Genomic DNA, 16,382 nt, shown 5'->3' with positions numbered 1-16,382 from the left:
GTGACGAGCATTATCGTATGGGAGCCGATGCGATGCCATGCGAGCCGGGGCGGCTATATCGAGATAATCCTGTTACAGATATCAAGTCATACATTTCAGCAGCTTATCGGCCACCTGCGGCCACGCGATCGCCAAAACGGGTCAATACTTGCGGCCTGACCCACACAACTGGAGACGCAGCAACTTATGCAAACCTACCCCTTCTGGATGGACGACGAGACGCCGGAGATCGGCATCGATCAGTTGCTTCTTGCATCGCGCCAATGGTCAAGTAGGATTGAATCCTACTCACTTCTGGCGGACATCCCAATGCGCTCAACCCAGCAAATGAGCATCACCTTGCCCCTTGAAATGGCGGCCCTGGTCAAAGCCAAGGTGGCTGCCGGCGAATATGCCAGCGAAAGCGAAGTGATTCGCGACGGATTGCGGGTGCTGCTGGCACGTGACCGTGCCATGGAAGATTGGCTGAGGGACGAAGTCATCCCGGCAGCGACCGCTCTTGAGGCACAGCCTGAGCTCGGGTTATCTGCAGAACAGGTTCGCGAGCATATGGCAGCCAGGCGTCAGCGCAAAGGCATCGGGAACGCGTGAGCTACTCGGTGGTTTTTTCGCCTGAAGTCCTGACGCAACTCAATGCCCTTGAGGATTACATCTGCGATGCCGGCTCCCCCTTGGCAGCGACGCGCTTTATCGACAATCTCGTCAGCCACTGTGAAAGCCTCGCCCTGTTCCCCTTGCGTAGCACGCGCCGTGACGACCTGCTTACAGGCTTGCGCATCACGCACTATCGTCGCAGCACCATCATCGCGTTCAGGGTGAGGCCTGATTGCGAAACGGTGTCGATAGTGGGGGTATTTTATGGCGGGCAAAACTACACGGCGCTGTTCCAGGGTGAGGGGAACGACTGCTTATTGATAGATGAAAAGCCTGCTGAAAACTGATCGGCAGGCTTTTAGCACTTAATCGACTGATAGTTTCTCCCACGCCGCTGGCGCGCTGAAAAACGCCTGCGCGTTACTGTCCAGCGTCTCCAGGTGATAACCCCCTTCCTGCACGATCAGGCACGGCAACCCCAGCCCTCGAATGCACTGCCCCAGCCGCGCAAAGCCTTCCCGTGTCACCGCGACCTTGCTTTGCGGGTCCAGCTCGTAAATATCGAAGCCCAGTGACAACACCAGCACATCTGCCGAGAAGTCCTTCACCGCTGCCAGGGCCAGCTCCAGCTTTTCGAAAAACAGCGCTTCGCTGGCACCGTGGGGCATGGGCAGGTTGAGGTTGAACCCTGAGCCTGGGCCATCGCCTTTTTCGTCGGCAAAGCCCGCCACCCCAGGATAGAAGTTGGTCGGATCGCCATGGATCGACGCGTAGAGCACGTCATCGCGCTGGTAGAAAATCTCCTGGATGCCTTGGCCGTGGTGCATGTCGGTATCGAGCACCGCGACGCGCTGGAAGCCTTGGCGTAACGCTTGCGCAGCCACCGCCGCATTATTGATGTAACAGAAACCACCCGCCGCATCGAAGCGGGCGTGATGCCCCGGTGGTCGGCACAAGGCGTAGGCGGCAGGTGCGCCATCGAGGATCGCCTTGGCAGCGGCGACGGCGCTTTGGGCTGACCAGTACGCCGAGCGCCAGGTCAGTTCACCGATCGGGCAACTGCCATCAGCCAGGTAACGTGCCGCCTGGGCCAGAATGCCGCGCAGGGCATTGGGCTCGCGTACGAAGATGTTGGACATGACTTCGTCGCCCCAGTCTTCGGGGATTTCCTTCCAACGCTGGTGAGCTTCTTGAAGAAAATCCAGATATGCCGCGCCGTGCACGGCGAGCAGCGGTTCCATACCGTAGTCGCTTGGTTGCTGGATATCAAAGCCCAGGGTTTGCGCAGCCAGCAGCAGGTTGCGCGCACGCTCGGGGACCTCCTGTGGCGTGCGCATCTGGCCACGAGAATAGTAGCTGCGTGGGTGATGCAGCAGTTGTTCGGGATGGAAAAACGTATTCATAGGATGCTCCTGGATAAACACAGAACCTGTGGGAGCTGGCTTGCCTGCGATTGCGCACGGTCAGAGCACAATGTACTGCCTGCTTCACCGCTATCGCAGGCAAGCCAGCTCCCACATGGGCACGGCGTCAGCCTTTAGAAATGAACCTGGCCGGCGCGTTTCAACACGGCGTTGAGCAATACATCGGTGCCCTGGCGCACGTCTTCAGGCAAGACATCTTCGGCTTCGTTGTGGCTCAGGCCACCGACGCAGGGGATGAAGATCATCGCAGTCGGGCAATAGCGCGCCAGGTGGATAGCATCGTGGCCGGCACCGCTGATGATGGTCTGCTGGCTGTAGCCCAGAGCGTCCACCGACGCTTGTACGCAGGCCACGCACTCAGCATCGAACGGCGTGGCCGGGCTGATCCAGTGCGGTGTGATAGTCACGCTGAGGCCACGGTTGTCGGCAATCGCCTGCAGGCGTGCGCGCACTTGCTGCTCCATGGCGTCGATATCGGCGTCGCGGTGATGGCGCAGATCGACAGTGAAGTCGAGCACACCGGGAATAGTGTTGCGCGACGACTTGGCGATGCTCAACTCACCTACGGTGGTCAGGCCATATGGGGCAAAATCGGCAGCGAGGTTTTCCAGGGCCTGGATCATTTTTGCAGCGCCGTACAACGCATCTTTGCGCAGTGCCATCGGCGTGGTGCCCGCATGGGCAGCCATGCCTTGGACCCGCACATCGAGCCAGCGAATCGCCTGGCCGCCGGTCACCACGCCGATACTGTTGGCGTTGTCTTCCAGGATCGGGCCTTGCTCGATATGCGCTTCGAAATACGCATCCACTGCCCCACCCAATGCACGCTCGCCGTTATAACCGGTGGTGCGCAACGCCTCGGCCACGCTGACGCCATCACCGTCGGTGGTCGCCAGCGCCTTGTCCAGCGCGAGGGCGCCGGTGAAGACCGCCGAGCCCAGCATCGCCGGGGTGAAACGCGCGCCTTCTTCGTTGGTCCACACCGCAATTTCCAGGGGTTTGCGCGTCTGGATGCCGTGGTCGTCGAGGCTGCGGGTCACCTCCAGGCCAGCCAATACGCCGTACACGCCATCGAAGCGCCCGCCTTCGGGCTGGGTATCGAGATGGCTGCCGATCATCACCGGCGCGGCGTCATTGTCGGTACCCGCACGACGGGCGAACAGGTTGCCGATGGCATCCACGCTCAACGTCAGGCCAGCCGCTGTACACCAGTGACTGAACAGCTCGCGACCGGCCTTGTCCTCTGCGCTCAACGCCAGGCGGCAGCTGCCACCGCGTGCAGTCGCGCCGATCTCGGCCATGGCCATCAAGCTATGCCACAGGCGCTCGCCATTGATCTTCAACATTGCTGACTCCCTCAACTGTGTGCCATTTCCAGGCGGTGAGCCGTGGCGTGGCGGCGGGACAAGGCCAGCACGCACACCAACGAGACCGCCGCGATCACGCTGTAAAACACTGCCATCGGCCACCATTGGCCCAGGTATTGATGGGCCAGCCAGGTGCCGATCAACGGTGTCAGGCCACCCGCCAGCGCACCGCAGACCTGGTAAGCCAGGGAAATTGCGGTGTAGCGCACGCGGGTTTCAAACAGACCGCTGACAAAGCCTGCGATGACGGCATAGAACGACGCCATGCACACCACCGCGAGGGCAATGCCGAGGATGATCAAGGGCGCCTGGCCGCTGCTGACCAGCACAAACATGGGGTACGGCGACGCCATTGCCAGTACGCACATGGCGCACAGGAACCGTGTAGCGCCGACCTTCTCTGCCACCCAGGCGGCCAGTGGCTGAACGCAGAACTGGATAATGGCGACGAAGAACAGGCATTCCAGAATCAGCGAGCGCGGCAGGTTCAGTTGCTGAGTGCTGTAGGCAATCATGAAGGTGTTGGTGAAATACACGCCGGCAATCCCCAATGTGTTGGCGCCAATGCACAACAACAGTGGACGCCAAGCGGTCTTCAGCACTTCCAGCACGGGGGCTTGGTCCTTCTTGATCGCCCGAGCTTTTTCCGCCAGGGCCTTGTCTTCGAGGAACTCCGGCGACTCATTTACACCCAGGCGAATCGCCAGGCCGACGACCAACAGCAAGGCACTGGCCAGGAACGGCAGGCGCCAGCCCCAACTGAGCAGGTCTTCTTCCGGTAAGCGGGTCACCGCGCTGAACGCCAGCAGGGAAAGAATCAAACCGGCCGGGCTGCCCAACTGGGCGAAGGATGCAAAGAAGTTACGGCGCCCCTTTGGCGCATGTTCTCCGGCCATCAACACCGCCCCGCCCCACTCACCGCCGACCGCAATGCCTTGCACCACTCGCAGCAGTACAAGCAGCACCGGTGCCGCGGCGCCGATCTGCGCATAGGTCGGCAACAGGCCGATGCATACCGTGACCACGCCCATCATCACGAGGGTAATAACCAGGGATTTCTTGCGGCCGATGCGGTCGCCGATATGGCCAAACACGATGCCGCCCAACGGCCGCGCAAAGAAGCCCACGGCGAAGGTGCCGAACGCAGCCATGGTGCTGAACAATTTATCGTCGGAGGGGAAAAACAGCTGACCGAACACCAGCGCCGCAGCGGTGGCATAGATGTAAAAGTCGTACCACTCGATCATGGTGCCGATAAAAGCGGCGGCCGCGGCACGGCGAGGCTGCGGCGAAGCGGAAGGCTTCATGGGGCTGGCTCCTTTGGTTATTTTTTTGGCAGGAGAAGGTCGAACCGGTGCGCTCTGATGGCGCTTGTTGAGCCCGATTTTTCGGCCTGGGGCTATGATTAGTCAATTTTCTATTTATTATCTTGATTATAAATACTGCTTATTATCGAGCGTCACCATGCCCGAATCCCGCCGCGATATTCACCCCCTGCTCAACGACCGCCTGGACTGGAACCTGCTGCGTACCTTCCGCGTGATCGGCCAGGAACTGAGCATCAGCCGCGCCGCCGCGCGCCTGCACCTGACGCAGCCGGCCATCAGCCAGGCGCTCAAGCGCCTGGAGGAACAGCTGGATTGCCAGCTCATCGTACGTCGTGGCCCGCGCTTCGTGCTCACCGAGGCAGGTGAACAGATTTTCGCGATTGCCGGCGAGATGTACGGCCAGGTTTCGCAAATGAGCAACGCCCTGCAAAAGCCCGGCGATGAAGTGATCGGCAAAGTGCGCTTGCTGATGATCAGCCGGATTAATTCCGACACTTTCGATGACTTTCTCGCCAGCTTTCATCGCGAACATCCGCGGGTCGATCTGGAAGTCGAAGTGATGCGCAGCTCCGACATCGTCGCCGCCTTGCTGGAAAAAACCGCGACCCTGGGGTTGAGCCTCAATCGTCGGCCTCAGCCGCGCCTGGAACAGCACCTGTTTCTGCGTCAGCGCTACGCGTTCTTTTGCGGAAAACATCACCCATTGTTCGGGCGCACAAACCTGGCCGAGGGGGATTTGCAGTCGGAAAACTTCGTGAGTTTTACCAGCGACCAGATTGGCGGGATGCTCTCGCCGCTGACGATTTTCCGTGATCAGCAAGGCTTCGGTGGGCGGATCGTGGCGTCATCCTCCAGCCTGGAAGAAGTGCGGCGTTTGGTGATTGCCGGGTTTGGTTTGGGTTGCTTACCGACTCATGTGGTGGCGGACGATGTGAAAAACGGGCTGCTGTGGCGGTTGCCGCCGGATGAGGGGATTGCGGATGTGGATATTCACCTGTTGTGGAATCGCGAGCAGAAGATGAGTCGGGCGGAGGGGGTGTTTATTGAGTGTCTTATGGGGCGGTTGGCCGACGTATAATTGGCCACATCCTGCGTGTCAAAAAGCAGTTACAACTCACTGGATGCACGTCGAAGCACGCACGGCTAGGATTGCAGTCAACTAAGCCAATGGCGTACATTAGCGATGATTTTCATAGAGACGTCAGTCTTCACCCGTCGCGTTAAAGAATTGATCGACGAGGATGCCTACACGGCTCTTCAGAACGTGTTGGTAGTCAACCCTTCTGCTGGCGATGTAATCGAGGGTACGGGTGGAGTTCGCAAGATACGAGTAGCAGCCAAGGGCCATGGCAAACGAGGCGGGGCGCGGGTGATCTATTACCACTTCGTCTCGGCATCACAGATTGTTCTACTGATGATCTATCCCAAAAATGAACAGCAGGACTTGACTGCCGACGAGCGCAAGTCACTGAAGGCTGCGATTGAGCACTGGAGATAGCTATGAGCAGATTTTTTGATGAATTGATGGAAAGCGTTCAAGAGATGAACGAGATCCTGCGCGGAGAACGCGAACCTTCTCGTGAATTCCATGTTGATTCAATGCGAGTCAAAGAGATCCGTAAGGCGACAGGGCTGACCCAGGCTAAATTCGCAGCGCTGATTGATGTGCAACTTGGCACATTACGTAACTGGGAGCAGGGTCGTCGTGAACCTACCGGACCAGCAAAGGCATTGTTGAAAGCTATCCATAATGACCCAGTCCATGTACTGAATGCGTTGGCTAGCTAAAATAAGACTCCACTGCTGCGCCTTAAACATCGTCATAACCGGAAAAGCTCGGAGCTGACTCAGCGACGGGCTTTTTCGTTTGTACGGCAGATTTAAGGCTCTTTAAAATCTCACATCGATACCACTGATGATTACTATCGAAACGAGCGCCTGAACGATTGCCGCCACTGATTCCTATAATCGCTCCAAATTCCCTCCTCGCCTGGCTTCAGGCGACATTCCTCCCGGAACCCAATCCCATGCCAAGCGCGAGCCAGGCCCCTAGCGGGCTTCCCGAACATAATCAACAAAGCGTCAAACAGCAGTGGCTGGCGATTCTTTCGGTCGCCGTGGGTGCCTTCGCCCTGGTGACCAGTGAATTCCTGCCGGTGGGCGTACTCAACGACGTTGCCAGCGACCTGGGCATCAGTGCCGGTCACGCCGGATTGATGGTCACATTGCCCGGCATCATGGCCGCCCTCGCCGCGCCGTTTCTGTCGGTCAGCATTGGCGCCATGGACCGTCGCTATCTGCTGATTGGCCTGACACTGGTGATGATCATCGCCAACTCGGTGGTGGCCTTCGCCACCGATTTCAGCCTGCTGCTGTTCGGCCGTGTATTGCTCGGCATCAGCATCGGCGGCTTCTGGGCCACGGCCATTGCCCTCAGCGGGCGGCTGGCGCCCAAAGGCGTGGGAGTTGCGAAAGCCACCTCGATCATCATGATGGGCGTGACCCTGGCCACCGTTCTGGGCGTGCCTGTGGGTACCTGGCTCAGTGGACTGATGGGCTGGCGCATGACCTTCCTGGTTACTGCGTTGGTGGGCATTCCGGTGCTGCTGGCGCAGATCTTCCTGCTACCGCGACTGACCCCGGAAAAGGCCATTGAGATTCGTGACTTGCCCGCGTTGTTTATCAACCCACAGGCGCGAGTCGGCTTGATCGCTGTATTGCTGATCGGCCTGGCGCACTTTGCTGCGTATACCTATGTCGCGCCCTTCTTCAAAAACAGCTCCGGCTTTGACGGCCCGACAATTGGTTCATTGCTGCTGCTCTATGGCGTAGCCGGGGTAATGGGCAATGTTTTTGCCGGTTTCGCCGCTAACCGCAGTGTACGTCACACCCTGCTGCTGGTTGCGTTGATGATCGGTACCAGCACCGCACTGTTCCCCTACTTCGCCACCGGCCTTTCCGGCGCCTCGATGCTGATCGCACTCTGGGGTTTCGCCTTCGGCGCCTTCCCAGCCTGCGCCAGTATCTGGATGTTTGTGGTGGCGCCCAAGGATGTAGAGCGCGGCATGCCACTGTTTGTGGCGCTGTTTCAGGTGATCATCGCCCTGGGTTCGTTCTTTGGCGGGCGCATCGTCGACCAGATGGGCAGCTCGGTGTTGTTGAGCCTGGCCACGGTGTTGGTGGGGTTCGGGTTTGCGACCGTGCTGGTGTTGGGGCGCAAGGTCAGTAATAACCTGGTGGCACAACCTGCCTGACCGGGTTGTATGCGCAAAAAAGCCTGCTGAGCGTTGAGTTCAGCAGGCTTTTTTCGTTTCAGGGAGCAGGTATTTATTTGGCCGTGGGGAAATCACGCTCGAGGACAGCATCCACCAAGGCTTGCGCGTTCTCGATCAATTGAGCCAGGGCCATGATCACGGGCGACTGCGTGCTGTCTGGATCTTCGGCGCATTGGTAGGCGGTTTGAAGGGCGGATGAGAGGATTTCGGTGGCGTTTGTGAGGGCTTCTTCGGTGCGGACATCATCGGCTACGCAAAAGATTTTGCGTGCTTGCCCTTCGGTAGAATCAGCGGTGCTCTTCTTCATGATGTAACTCCACGTTATGAAAAGAAGCTACCACTCCCTGCTGTCAAACAGGATTGGGTGGCAGCTGTACGCGGGTTGACAGACCGGAAACGTGGAAACCCGGCGCACCCGAAGATGCCCCACGCACAGCCGCCATAACAAATGGGCACAGACAGACGCCTGGAACCAGTTTGGGGATGCACAGAGATCGCACGTTATTCGGCCTGTCAAAACCGGTCGCCATGAGGACGACGGCGGAAGATTAGCGCCCTACCCCAGTCAACGCAACCCTGCTCGAAAACTGCCAAACCTGCACAACGTAAGCACCTGTTTCGGAAAAGCTTGGTAACCAGAATCCCCACCGGGAACCTTGTGTGCATAAGCCTGCGAGCTAGTCTCAAAAAGTCGCCGCCGTGGCGACATACTGTCAAGGATGCTGATATGCCAACGAGATATCGCGATGCGGTCACAGGTGAATACGTAACCGAGCAAGAGGCGAAGAAAAGACCAAGGGAAACAGTGAAGGAAACCGATAAAAAGCGCCCGGCAAAGCCGACGGCCAAGAAGTAGGATCAACAGATGAGAGCGACTGCCGTATGTCCAGACAGACTTGCCAATGAAACCCGATTGCCCCAATGTAATGACCAACGTCATTACACAAGGAGCTATCCCTTGGCATCTATCAACATCCGTATCGATGACGACCTGAAAGCTCGCGCCTACCTTGAGCTGGAGAAACTCGGTGTCACCCCTTCCGAACTGATACGTCAGGCGTTGCAATATGTTGCCGAACGCGGCCAGTTGCCATTTAAGCCTGTCCTCATGACTGAAGAGGATGAAGCCTTGATGGCGACCGTACGTGAGCGCCTTGCGTCGCCTCAACGCGTGAGGGTTTCTTTGGATGACCTATAGCCTTGATTTTGATGCGCGTGCATTGAAGGAATGGCAGAAACTCGGCGACACCCTCCGTCAGCAACTCAAGAAGAAGCTGATGGAAATCCTGAACAACCCACGTATTGAGGCTAACCGCCTACATGGCCTGCCTGACTGCTACAAGATCAAACTGCGTAGTAGCCGGTACAGGCTGGTCTATCAAGTGATAGATCAGGAAGTGACCGTGTTCGTGGTCGCTATTGATAAACGTGAACGAGATCAGGCTTATCGCAAAGCGTCTGAGCGCCTTGATCAGCGCTAGGCAGGACTGGAAAAAATCACTGAAGCAGTCGTAGATAAAGGCTGGAAACGAAAAAGCCCCGCAGCTTATTCAGCTACGGGGCTTTCTCTATGTAATGGCGGAGAGATAGGGATTCGAACCCTAGGTACCGGTGAAGGTACAACGGATTTCGAATCCGTCCCATTCGGCCACTCTGGCATCTCTCCAACGGCGCGCATCATAACAGCATGATTGATGGATGCAAAGCGCCGAAGCGATTTTTTTCCGTGCTATCAGATGCTTGCGTCGATTACAGCGGTACGCCGAGACGATTGGCGACTTCTTCGTAGGCTTCGATCACGTCACCGAGGCCCTGGCGGAAGCGGTCTTTGTCCATCTTTTTCTTGGTGTCCTTGTCCCACAGGCGGCAGCCGTCCGGGCTGAATTCGTCGCCCAGGACGATGGAGCCGTCGTGGAACACGCCGAATTCGAGCTTGAAGTCCACCAGCAACAGGCCTGCGTCGTCGAACAGCTTGGTCAGCACGTCGTTGACCTTGAGGGACAACTCCTTCATGCGCGCCAGTTGTTCAGCGGTGCCCCAGCCGAACGCCACAACGTGGGATTCGTTGATGAACGGGTCGCCCTTGGCGTCGTCCTTCAGGAACAGTTCAAACGTGTAAGGGTTGAGCTTGAGGCCCTCTTCCACGCCCAGGCGCTTGACCAGGCTGCCGGCGGCGTAGTTACGCACGACGCATTCCACCGGGATCATGTCGAGCTTCTTGACCAGGCACTCGTTGTCGCCCAGCAGTTTGTCGAATTGGGTCGGGATACCGGCCGCTTCGAGCTTCTGCATGATGAAGGCGTTGAACTTGTTGTTCACCATGCCCTTGCGATCAAGCTGTTCGATGCGCTTGCCGTCGAACGCCGAGGTGTCGTTGCGAAACAGCAGGATCAGGCGGTTGGCGTCGTCGGTCTTGTACACCGACTTGGCTTTGCCGCGGTAGAGTTCTTCACGTTTTTCCATGATGGGCTCCGCTTTGAGTAAGGTGGGCTAGGCGATGTGTCGCCAATCGAGCCCTGAATCTTGATTGGCCAGTTGCAGCCAGTCCGGGTCGCACCCGAGGGTGTCGACAAAACATTGCCGGGCAAGCGTCGGCAGGTTGTTCTTGCTGCTGAGGTGAGCCAGGACCAGGTGTTGCAGGTCTTGCCAGCCCAACTCATACACCAGGTACGCCGCCTGGTGATTGTTCAAATGTCCCAGCTCGCCGCCCACCCGCTGCTTGAGAAAGTAAGGGTAGTGACCGCGCGCCAGCAGATCCCTGCAGTGGTTGGACTCGATCATCAAGGCATCGAGGTCCCGGTAACCGTCCAGCACCCTGGCGCAGTAGGAACCCAGGTCGGTCAGCACGCCAAAACGCCGCTGGCCGTCACTGAATACGTATTGCGTAGGCTCCTGGGCATCGTGGGCAACCGCGATGACATTGATGCTCAAGGCACCGATTTGCAGTTGCTCGCCACCGGCCAGAAAACCTGCCGGCTCGATGGGTTTACGCATCCCGCGCAGCGTGCCGCGACTCAAGTACACCGGCAGATTGTAGCGCCGAGACAGTAAACCCACGCCATGCACGTGGTCGGCATGTTCGTGGGTGACCAGAATTGCGCTCAACTGCGTGGGGTGAACCCCGAGGCGCAGCAGGCGTCGCTCGGTTTCTCTTAACGAGAAACCACAATCGACCAGCACATACGTGTCATCGTGGGCGACCAGCGTACCGTTCCCTTGGCTACCGCTGCCGAGAACGGCAAAGCGCACCGAATCAGCCCAGGTTGTCTTGAATCACGCCCAACACTTTGCGCGCTGTTTCAGCTGGCGCGACGGTGTTGATGTTCTTCTCGACGGTGACTTGCACGCTTTCGCCAACCTTGCTCAAACGAACCTGATAACGCTCGGCACGGGTTTCGATCTCTTCCTTGGTCGGCGCGCTGCCGAACAGTTTGCCGAAGAAACCTGGCTCGTCGTCTTTCTTCTCGGCCTTTTCAGCCACGTTGATGTAGTACAGGCCCAGGCTGCGGTTGATGTCTTCAACGCGCCAAGGGCCTTGCTCCAACGCACGGCCAACACTGGCCCAGGCACGGTCGAGGTCTTCACCGAGGTTGAGCACCACGTTACCGCTGCCGTCTTCGGTGAGGCTGACGCGGTTAGGGGTGTCGTAGTCACGGGCGGCGAGCAAGGAAACGGAACCGCCCTTCTCGGAGATACGGCTCATGCTGGCGAGCATCTCGTCGACCAGCGCGGCATCGACGCCGGTGTTGACCGAACGCGGGGTGAAATCGACGTTGGCCGTGCTGCCGGCAGGGCGCTCGGCGCTGACCACATAGACTTCACTGGTATTGCGCTGCACGCCTGGCTCGATGCGCACACGCACACGGGCCTCGCTGTCGGCGGCTACACCGCCGGCCAGCAGGCGCTGAGCCATGTTGGCGGACAACTCGCGGCCTTGCTGCCACGCCGTGGTGAACTCACCGGTTTGCGGGCGTTGCTGGTCGAGACGGAAACCGTTGTCCTGGAAGAACTGCACTGCCACCGGCCAGACTTCGGCAGGTGGGCGCTGAGCCACGATCCAGCGGTTGTCGCCACTTTTCTGCAGGCTGTAGTCGCTGGCATCGGCCACTGCCGTGATCGGCTGCGGGCGTGGTACTACGTACTCGCCCTTGACGGTGTCGTCGGCAACGTTGCGTGGGATCGGCAACAAGGGGTCAAGACGCTTGGCGACATTGACATCAGGCGGCAACTGCATCGGTTTGGTTGCTTGCGCTTCCAGGTAATCGCTGCCGCGGTCACGGAAGTAGCCTTCCGGGCCCCATACCCAACCGCAGCCACTGGTGCTGGAGATAATCAAGGCAAGTGCGGAAAGTCCGGCCAATCGCTTCATGCGTAGTGCTTCCTCAATTAAACCAGGACGCCGGACTGGCGCAGGGCCTGTCGCAGCGGTTCGTGACAGGCTTCGCTGAGCCGGGTGAGCGGCAGACGGATACCGTCCGGCATCAGGCCCATCTCAGTCAGCGCCCATTTCACGGGAATAGGATTGGATTCGATAAACAGTGTCTTGTTGAGCGGCATCAGCTTCTCGTGGATCGCACGGGCCGTCGCGGCATCGCCGGCGATAGCGGCGGCGCACATTTGGCTCATGGCACGCGGAGCCACGTTGGCGGTCACGGAGATGTTGCCCTTGCCACCCAGCAGGATCAATTCGACAGCGGTGGCGTCGTCACCGGAATACACCAGGAAGTCACTGCTCACGCCGGCCAGGATGTCCTTGGCGCGCTGCAGGTCGCCAGTGGCTTCCTTGATACCGATGATGTTCGGCACGGTGGACAGGCGGATCACGGTCTCGGCCTTCATATCGCACGCGGTACGACCCGGTACGTTATAGAGGATCTGCGGGATCTGGACGGCTTCGGCGATGGCTTTGAAGTGCTGGTACAAGCCTTCCTGGGTCGGCTTGTTGTAGTACGGGGTCACCAGCAGGCACGCATCGGCGCCGGCTTTCTTGGCGTTGCGGGTCAGCTCGATCGCTTCGCGCGTGGAGTTGGCACCCGTTCCGGCGATCACGGCGATGCGGCCCGCAACGCGCTTGACCACGAACTCGATCACCTGGATGTGTTCTTCCACATCGAGGGTGGCCGATTCACCTGTGGTGCCGACCGCCACGATGGCGTTGGTGCCCTCTTGCAGGTGGAAGTCCACCAGTTTGCCCAGGCTGTCCCAGTCGAGACGACCTTGTGCATCCATGGGTGTGACCAGTGCCACCATACTGCCCGCAATCATGCAACCGCTCCTGCCGGAAAAAGAGAGCCGTAATGGTACTGGCGCCAAGATGCTTGTACAAGCGAAGTACCGCGTGAGGATGCGTTCTGGAGCAACTAAACGTCGGGCAATGCCATCATTGGGCCAAAGTACCGCTTCAAGCCGGCCGATCACGCAATGAAAACGCCACCTCCTAGCCCTTGGCGACGCTTTTCGCTACCCTTGATCCTTTGATCAATACGGCCCACACAGTATTGACCGCTCATCGCTTTAGGAAGGCTGCATGTCCACCCCCACAGTTCGCGAACAATTCCTTGTTATCAGTGCCCTCGGCGCCAACCCCATGGAGCTGACCAACGTCCTGTGCCGCGCCAGCCATGAGAACCGCTGCGCGGTCGTGACCTCGCGCCTGACTCGCCACGGCGAGTGCAGCGCGCTGGTCTTGCAGATTTCCGGCTCTTGGGACGCATTGGCGCGCCTGGAAACCGGCCTGCCGGGCCTGGCCAAAAAGCACGACTTCACCGTCAATGTCGTGCGCAGCGCCGCCCTGGAAAATCGCCCACAGGCCTTGCCTTACGTGGCGTACGTCAGCTCGGCCTACCGCTCTGACATCGTCAACGAGTTGTGCCAGTTCTTCATCGACCACAACGTCGAGCTGGAAAACCTGACCTGCGACACCTACCAGGCGCCTCAAACCGGCGGCACCATGCTCAACGCCACGTTCACCGTTACCCTGCCGGCCGGCGTACAGATCAGCTGGTTGCGCGACCAGTTCCTGGATTTTGCCGATGCCCTGAACCTCGACGCGCTGATCGAGCCATGGCGCCCACAGAACCCAATGTAAGGAAAGACTCATGCCGGTAGCCATCGACAAACCCGTCGCAGACTTCGAAGCCCAGGCCACCAGCGGCCAGACTTTCAGCCTCGCAGCTCTCAAGGGCAAGCAAGTGGTGATCTACTTCTACCCCAAGGACAGCACCCCGGGCTGCACCACTGAAGGCCAGGGCTTTCGTGACCAGTACGCAGCTTTCCAGGCCGCCAACACTGAAGTGTTTGGTGTGTCGCGTGACAGCGTGAAGTCCCACGAGAACTTCAAGGCCAAGCAGGAGTTTCCTTTCGAGCTGATCAGCGACAAGGACGAAGCGGTCTGCCAGCTGTTTGATGTGATCAAGCTCAAGAAGCTGTACGGCAAGGAATACCTGGGCGTAGATCGCAGCACCTTTCTGATCGACAGCGAAGGCGTGCTGCGTCAGGAATGGCGTGGCGTGAAAGTGCCGGGGCATGTGGATGCCGTGTTGGCGGCAGCGCAGGCGCTGAACAAGGCCTGATTGTGCGTCGATAAGGCCGTCAGGCCTTGCGCAACCAATACCGGTACACACCCTCGGCGTCTTCTTCATGCTCCAGGGTGTGGCCGGCGAGTTTGGCAAAGGTGCGGAAGTCACGCTGGGAGCCAGCGTCGGTGGCGGTCACCTTGAGCACCGCACCGCGGGCCATTTTATTGAGTTCCAGCTTGGCCTTGAGCAAGGGCAACGGGCAGTTGAGGCCGCTGGCATCGAGTTCGGCGTCAAAGGCTACAGCGTCGGTCATGGTGTTACTCCAGGCAAACATTCGGGTTGCTTAGAATATCTGGTCCCAGGCGCAGTGTCCGGCTACAGTAAGCTCTTTGTCGAAAGGCTTTGTGCATGACTTTTTTGCGCCCTACCCTGCTGACGCTGGCCTGCCTGCTGGCCTCCCCGGCCTTCGCTGATGAGCTGCCGTCACTTGGTGACGCCAGTTCTGCCATTGTCTCGCCCCAACAGGAATATCAACTGGGCCGCGCCTGGCTGGCCTATTTGCGCGGTCAGGTGTCGCAGCTTAACGACCCGCAACTCAAGGACTACGTAGAAACCAGCGTGTACAAGCTGGTGGAAACCAGCCAGGTCAACGATCGGCGCCTGGAATTCATCCTGATCAACAGCCCGCAGCTCAACGCCTTTGCGGCACCCGGCGGGATCATTGGGGTGAACGGCGGCTTGTTCCTCAATGCCCAGACCGAAGGTGAATACGCGTCGGTACTGGCCCACGAACTGGCGCACTTGTCCCAGCGTCACTTTGCCAGGGGCGTGGAAGCCCAGTCACGCATGCAACTGCCAATGATGGCGGCGCTGCTTGGCGGCATTATTGCCGCCGCCGCGGGTGCCGGCGATGCGGGTATCGCAGCAATTGCCGGCTCACAAGCGGCTGCGATCCAGGAGCAGCGCCGGTTCTCCCGGCAGAACGAACAAGAGGCAGACCGCATCGGCATCCTCAACCTGGAGAAAGCCGGCTACGACCCGCGGTCGATGCCCACCATGTTCGAACGCCTGATGCGTCAGTACCGCTTCGATGCCAAGCCACCGGAGTTCCTGTTGACGCACCCAGTGACCGAATCGCGTATTGCCGACACCCGCAACCGCGCCGAGCAGGCCAAACTCGGCGGCAAGGAAGACAGCCTGCGCTATCAACTGATTCGCGCACGCGTGCAGTTGAAATACGAAGACACGCCTGGCCTGGCTGCCAAGCGCTTCCAGGCGCAGTTGGACGACAACCCCAAAAACGATGTAGCGCGTTATGGCCTCGCCATTGCGCAGATCAAGGGAGTCCAACTCAAGGAAGCACGGGAAAGCCTGGCACCGCTGCTGGCCAAGGCGCCCAACGACATCACCTACAACCTGGCGCAGATCGAGTTGGACATTACCAACAACCGCATGGCGGATGCCCAGCAACGGACTGACCGTATGCTCACCCAGTACCCCAGCAACTATCCGCTGAACCAGGTGCGGGTAGACCTGCTGCTTAAGCAGAACCGCACCGCCGATGCCGAAAAGGCGCTGGATGGCTTGCTCAAGTCACGCCCCGACGATCCGGACGTGTGGTATCAGGTGGCCGAAACACGCGGCCTGTCCGGCAACATCATCGGCCTGCATCAGGCCCGCGCCGAATACTTCGCACTGGTGGGGGACTTCCAGCAGGCCATCCAGCAACTGGACTTTGCCAAGCGCCGCGCCGGCAGTAATTTCCCACTGTCCTCACGTATCGACGCACGTCAGCGTGAGCTGATCGAACAGGAACGCCTGGTGAAAGGGATGATGAGCTAAACCCGTCACCCACAAAAAAGCCCCGCTGCCGTTA

The 16,382-nt window shown here is 59.1% G+C and carries 20 protein-coding genes and 1 tRNA gene; 11 read left to right on the top strand and 10 right to left on the bottom strand.

What is annotated here, in order from left to right; translation table 11 throughout:
- The first annotated feature begins 186 nt into the window (after positions 1-186).
- Both LJX92_RS07520 and LJX92_RS07515 read left to right on the top strand, forming a co-directional pair.
- Positions 187-591 carry a ribbon-helix-helix domain-containing protein gene (locus LJX92_RS07520; RefSeq protein ID WP_078820595.1) on the top strand — a complete coding sequence of 135 codons (405 nt, stop codon included), beginning with the start codon at positions 187-189 and terminating at the stop codon, positions 589-591.
- Positions 588-941, top strand: coding sequence for a type II toxin-antitoxin system RelE/ParE family toxin (locus LJX92_RS07515; protein ID WP_228309516.1), 354 nt, complete (start codon positions 588-590; stop codon positions 939-941). Before LJX92_RS07520 ends, LJX92_RS07515 begins: the two co-directional genes overlap by 4 nt.
- A gap of 18 nt (positions 942-959) precedes the next feature.
- On the opposite strand, the gene LJX92_RS07510 is transcribed toward LJX92_RS07515, so the two are convergent.
- From LJX92_RS07510 to LJX92_RS07500, 3 genes are all read right to left on the bottom strand, one after another.
- Entirely contained in the window at positions 960-1,997 is a 1,038-nt protein-coding gene (locus tag LJX92_RS07510; RefSeq protein ID WP_228309515.1) for a histone deacetylase family protein, read from the bottom strand.
- Positions 1,998-2,131: 134 nt separating this feature from the next.
- On the bottom strand, positions 2,132-3,364 hold the full coding sequence (locus tag LJX92_RS07505) for a Zn-dependent hydrolase (RefSeq protein WP_228309514.1): 1,233 nt from the start codon (positions 3,362-3,364) through the stop codon (positions 2,132-2,134).
- A gap of 11 nt (positions 3,365-3,375) precedes the next feature.
- On the bottom strand, positions 3,376-4,692 hold the full coding sequence (locus LJX92_RS07500) for an MFS transporter (protein ID WP_228309513.1): 1,317 nt from the start codon (positions 4,690-4,692) through the stop codon (positions 3,376-3,378).
- Positions 4,693-4,849: 157 nt separating this feature from the next.
- Between LJX92_RS07500 and LJX92_RS07495 the strand changes: the two genes are divergently transcribed.
- The 4 genes from LJX92_RS07495 (at position 4,850) to LJX92_RS07480 (ending at position 7,967) form a co-directional block, all read left to right on the top strand.
- Positions 4,850-5,791, top strand: coding sequence for a LysR family transcriptional regulator (locus LJX92_RS07495; protein ID WP_216090883.1), 942 nt, complete (start codon positions 4,850-4,852; stop codon positions 5,789-5,791).
- Between the two features lie 105 nt (positions 5,792-5,896).
- Positions 5,897-6,211 carry a type II toxin-antitoxin system RelE/ParE family toxin gene (locus LJX92_RS07490; protein WP_057022036.1) on the top strand — a complete coding sequence of 105 codons (315 nt, stop codon included), beginning with the start codon at positions 5,897-5,899 and terminating at the stop codon, positions 6,209-6,211.
- Positions 6,212-6,213: 2 nt separating this feature from the next.
- A complete protein-coding gene (gene nadS / locus LJX92_RS07485; RefSeq protein ID WP_003189536.1) occupies positions 6,214-6,501 on the top strand; it encodes a NadS family protein in 288 nt (95 codons plus the stop codon).
- Between the two features lie 239 nt (positions 6,502-6,740).
- Positions 6,741-7,967, top strand: a complete 1,227-nt coding sequence (locus LJX92_RS07480; protein ID WP_032877262.1) for an MFS transporter — start codon at positions 6,741-6,743, stop codon at positions 7,965-7,967.
- Positions 7,968-8,040: 73 nt separating this feature from the next.
- Here LJX92_RS07480 and LJX92_RS07475 read toward each other — a convergent pair whose 3' ends face one another.
- Positions 8,041-8,295 carry a DUF6124 family protein gene (locus LJX92_RS07475; RefSeq protein ID WP_032877263.1) on the bottom strand — a complete coding sequence of 85 codons (255 nt, stop codon included), beginning with the start codon at positions 8,293-8,295 and terminating at the stop codon, positions 8,041-8,043.
- A 651-nt stretch (positions 8,296-8,946) separates the two neighbouring features.
- Here LJX92_RS07475 and LJX92_RS07470 point away from each other — a divergent pair.
- Together LJX92_RS07470 and LJX92_RS07465 are read left to right on the top strand one after the other, a co-directional pair.
- On the top strand, positions 8,947-9,186 hold the full coding sequence (locus tag LJX92_RS07470; protein WP_014717442.1) for a type II toxin-antitoxin system RelB/DinJ family antitoxin: 240 nt from the start codon (positions 8,947-8,949) through the stop codon (positions 9,184-9,186).
- A complete protein-coding gene (locus LJX92_RS07465; protein WP_103733512.1) occupies positions 9,176-9,469 on the top strand; it encodes a type II toxin-antitoxin system RelE family toxin in 294 nt (97 codons plus the stop codon). Before LJX92_RS07470 ends, LJX92_RS07465 begins: the two co-directional genes overlap by 11 nt.
- Positions 9,470-9,564: 95 nt before the next feature.
- Here LJX92_RS07465 and LJX92_RS07460 read toward each other — a convergent pair.
- The 5 genes from LJX92_RS07460 to dapA all read right to left on the bottom strand — a co-directional run bounded on the left by LJX92_RS07460 (position 9,565) and on the right by dapA (position 13,253).
- Positions 9,565-9,654, bottom strand: a tRNA-Ser gene (locus tag LJX92_RS07460).
- Between the two features lie 83 nt (positions 9,655-9,737).
- Positions 9,738-10,451, bottom strand: coding sequence for a phosphoribosylaminoimidazolesuccinocarboxamide synthase (purC, locus tag LJX92_RS07455; RefSeq protein ID WP_005786030.1), 714 nt, complete (start codon positions 10,449-10,451; stop codon positions 9,738-9,740).
- A gap of 27 nt (positions 10,452-10,478) precedes the next feature.
- Positions 10,479-11,237, bottom strand: coding sequence for an MBL fold metallo-hydrolase (locus LJX92_RS07450; protein WP_228309512.1), 759 nt, complete (start codon positions 11,235-11,237; stop codon positions 10,479-10,481).
- A gap of 4 nt (positions 11,238-11,241) precedes the next feature.
- Positions 11,242-12,357: an outer membrane protein assembly factor BamC gene (bamC, locus tag LJX92_RS07445; RefSeq protein ID WP_005786026.1), complete on the bottom strand. Its 1,116-nt coding sequence runs from the start codon at positions 12,355-12,357 to the stop codon at positions 11,242-11,244.
- A 17-nt stretch (positions 12,358-12,374) separates the two neighbouring features.
- On the bottom strand, positions 12,375-13,253 hold the full coding sequence (dapA, locus tag LJX92_RS07440) for a 4-hydroxy-tetrahydrodipicolinate synthase (protein ID WP_032877264.1): 879 nt from the start codon (positions 13,251-13,253) through the stop codon (positions 12,375-12,377).
- A gap of 262 nt (positions 13,254-13,515) precedes the next feature.
- Between dapA and LJX92_RS07435 the strand changes: the two genes are divergently transcribed.
- Positions 13,516-14,076 carry a glycine cleavage system protein R gene (locus LJX92_RS07435; RefSeq protein ID WP_003189463.1) on the top strand — a complete coding sequence of 187 codons (561 nt, stop codon included), beginning with the start codon at positions 13,516-13,518 and terminating at the stop codon, positions 14,074-14,076.
- Positions 14,077-14,086: 10 nt separating this feature from the next.
- Positions 14,087-14,560, top strand: coding sequence for a peroxiredoxin (locus tag LJX92_RS07430; RefSeq protein ID WP_005786022.1), 474 nt, complete (start codon positions 14,087-14,089; stop codon positions 14,558-14,560).
- 19 nt (positions 14,561-14,579) lie between these two features.
- Here LJX92_RS07430 and LJX92_RS07425 read toward each other — a convergent pair whose 3' ends face one another.
- A complete protein-coding gene (locus tag LJX92_RS07425) occupies positions 14,580-14,819 on the bottom strand; it encodes a sulfurtransferase TusA family protein (RefSeq protein WP_223018528.1) in 240 nt (79 codons plus the stop codon).
- A 95-nt stretch (positions 14,820-14,914) separates the two neighbouring features.
- Here LJX92_RS07425 and LJX92_RS07420 point away from each other — a divergent pair, with 95 nt between their 5' ends.
- Positions 14,915-16,348: a M48 family metalloprotease gene (locus LJX92_RS07420; RefSeq protein WP_032877266.1), complete on the top strand. Its 1,434-nt coding sequence runs from the start codon at positions 14,915-14,917 to the stop codon at positions 16,346-16,348.
- Positions 16,349-16,382 lie beyond the last annotated feature (34 nt).

The organism is Pseudomonas sp. HN8-3, from assembly GCF_020790195.1.
Lineage (GTDB): Bacteria > Pseudomonadota > Gammaproteobacteria > Pseudomonadales > Pseudomonadaceae > Aquipseudomonas > Aquipseudomonas synxantha_A.
This window is presented reverse-complemented; position numbering and strand designations above follow the sequence as displayed.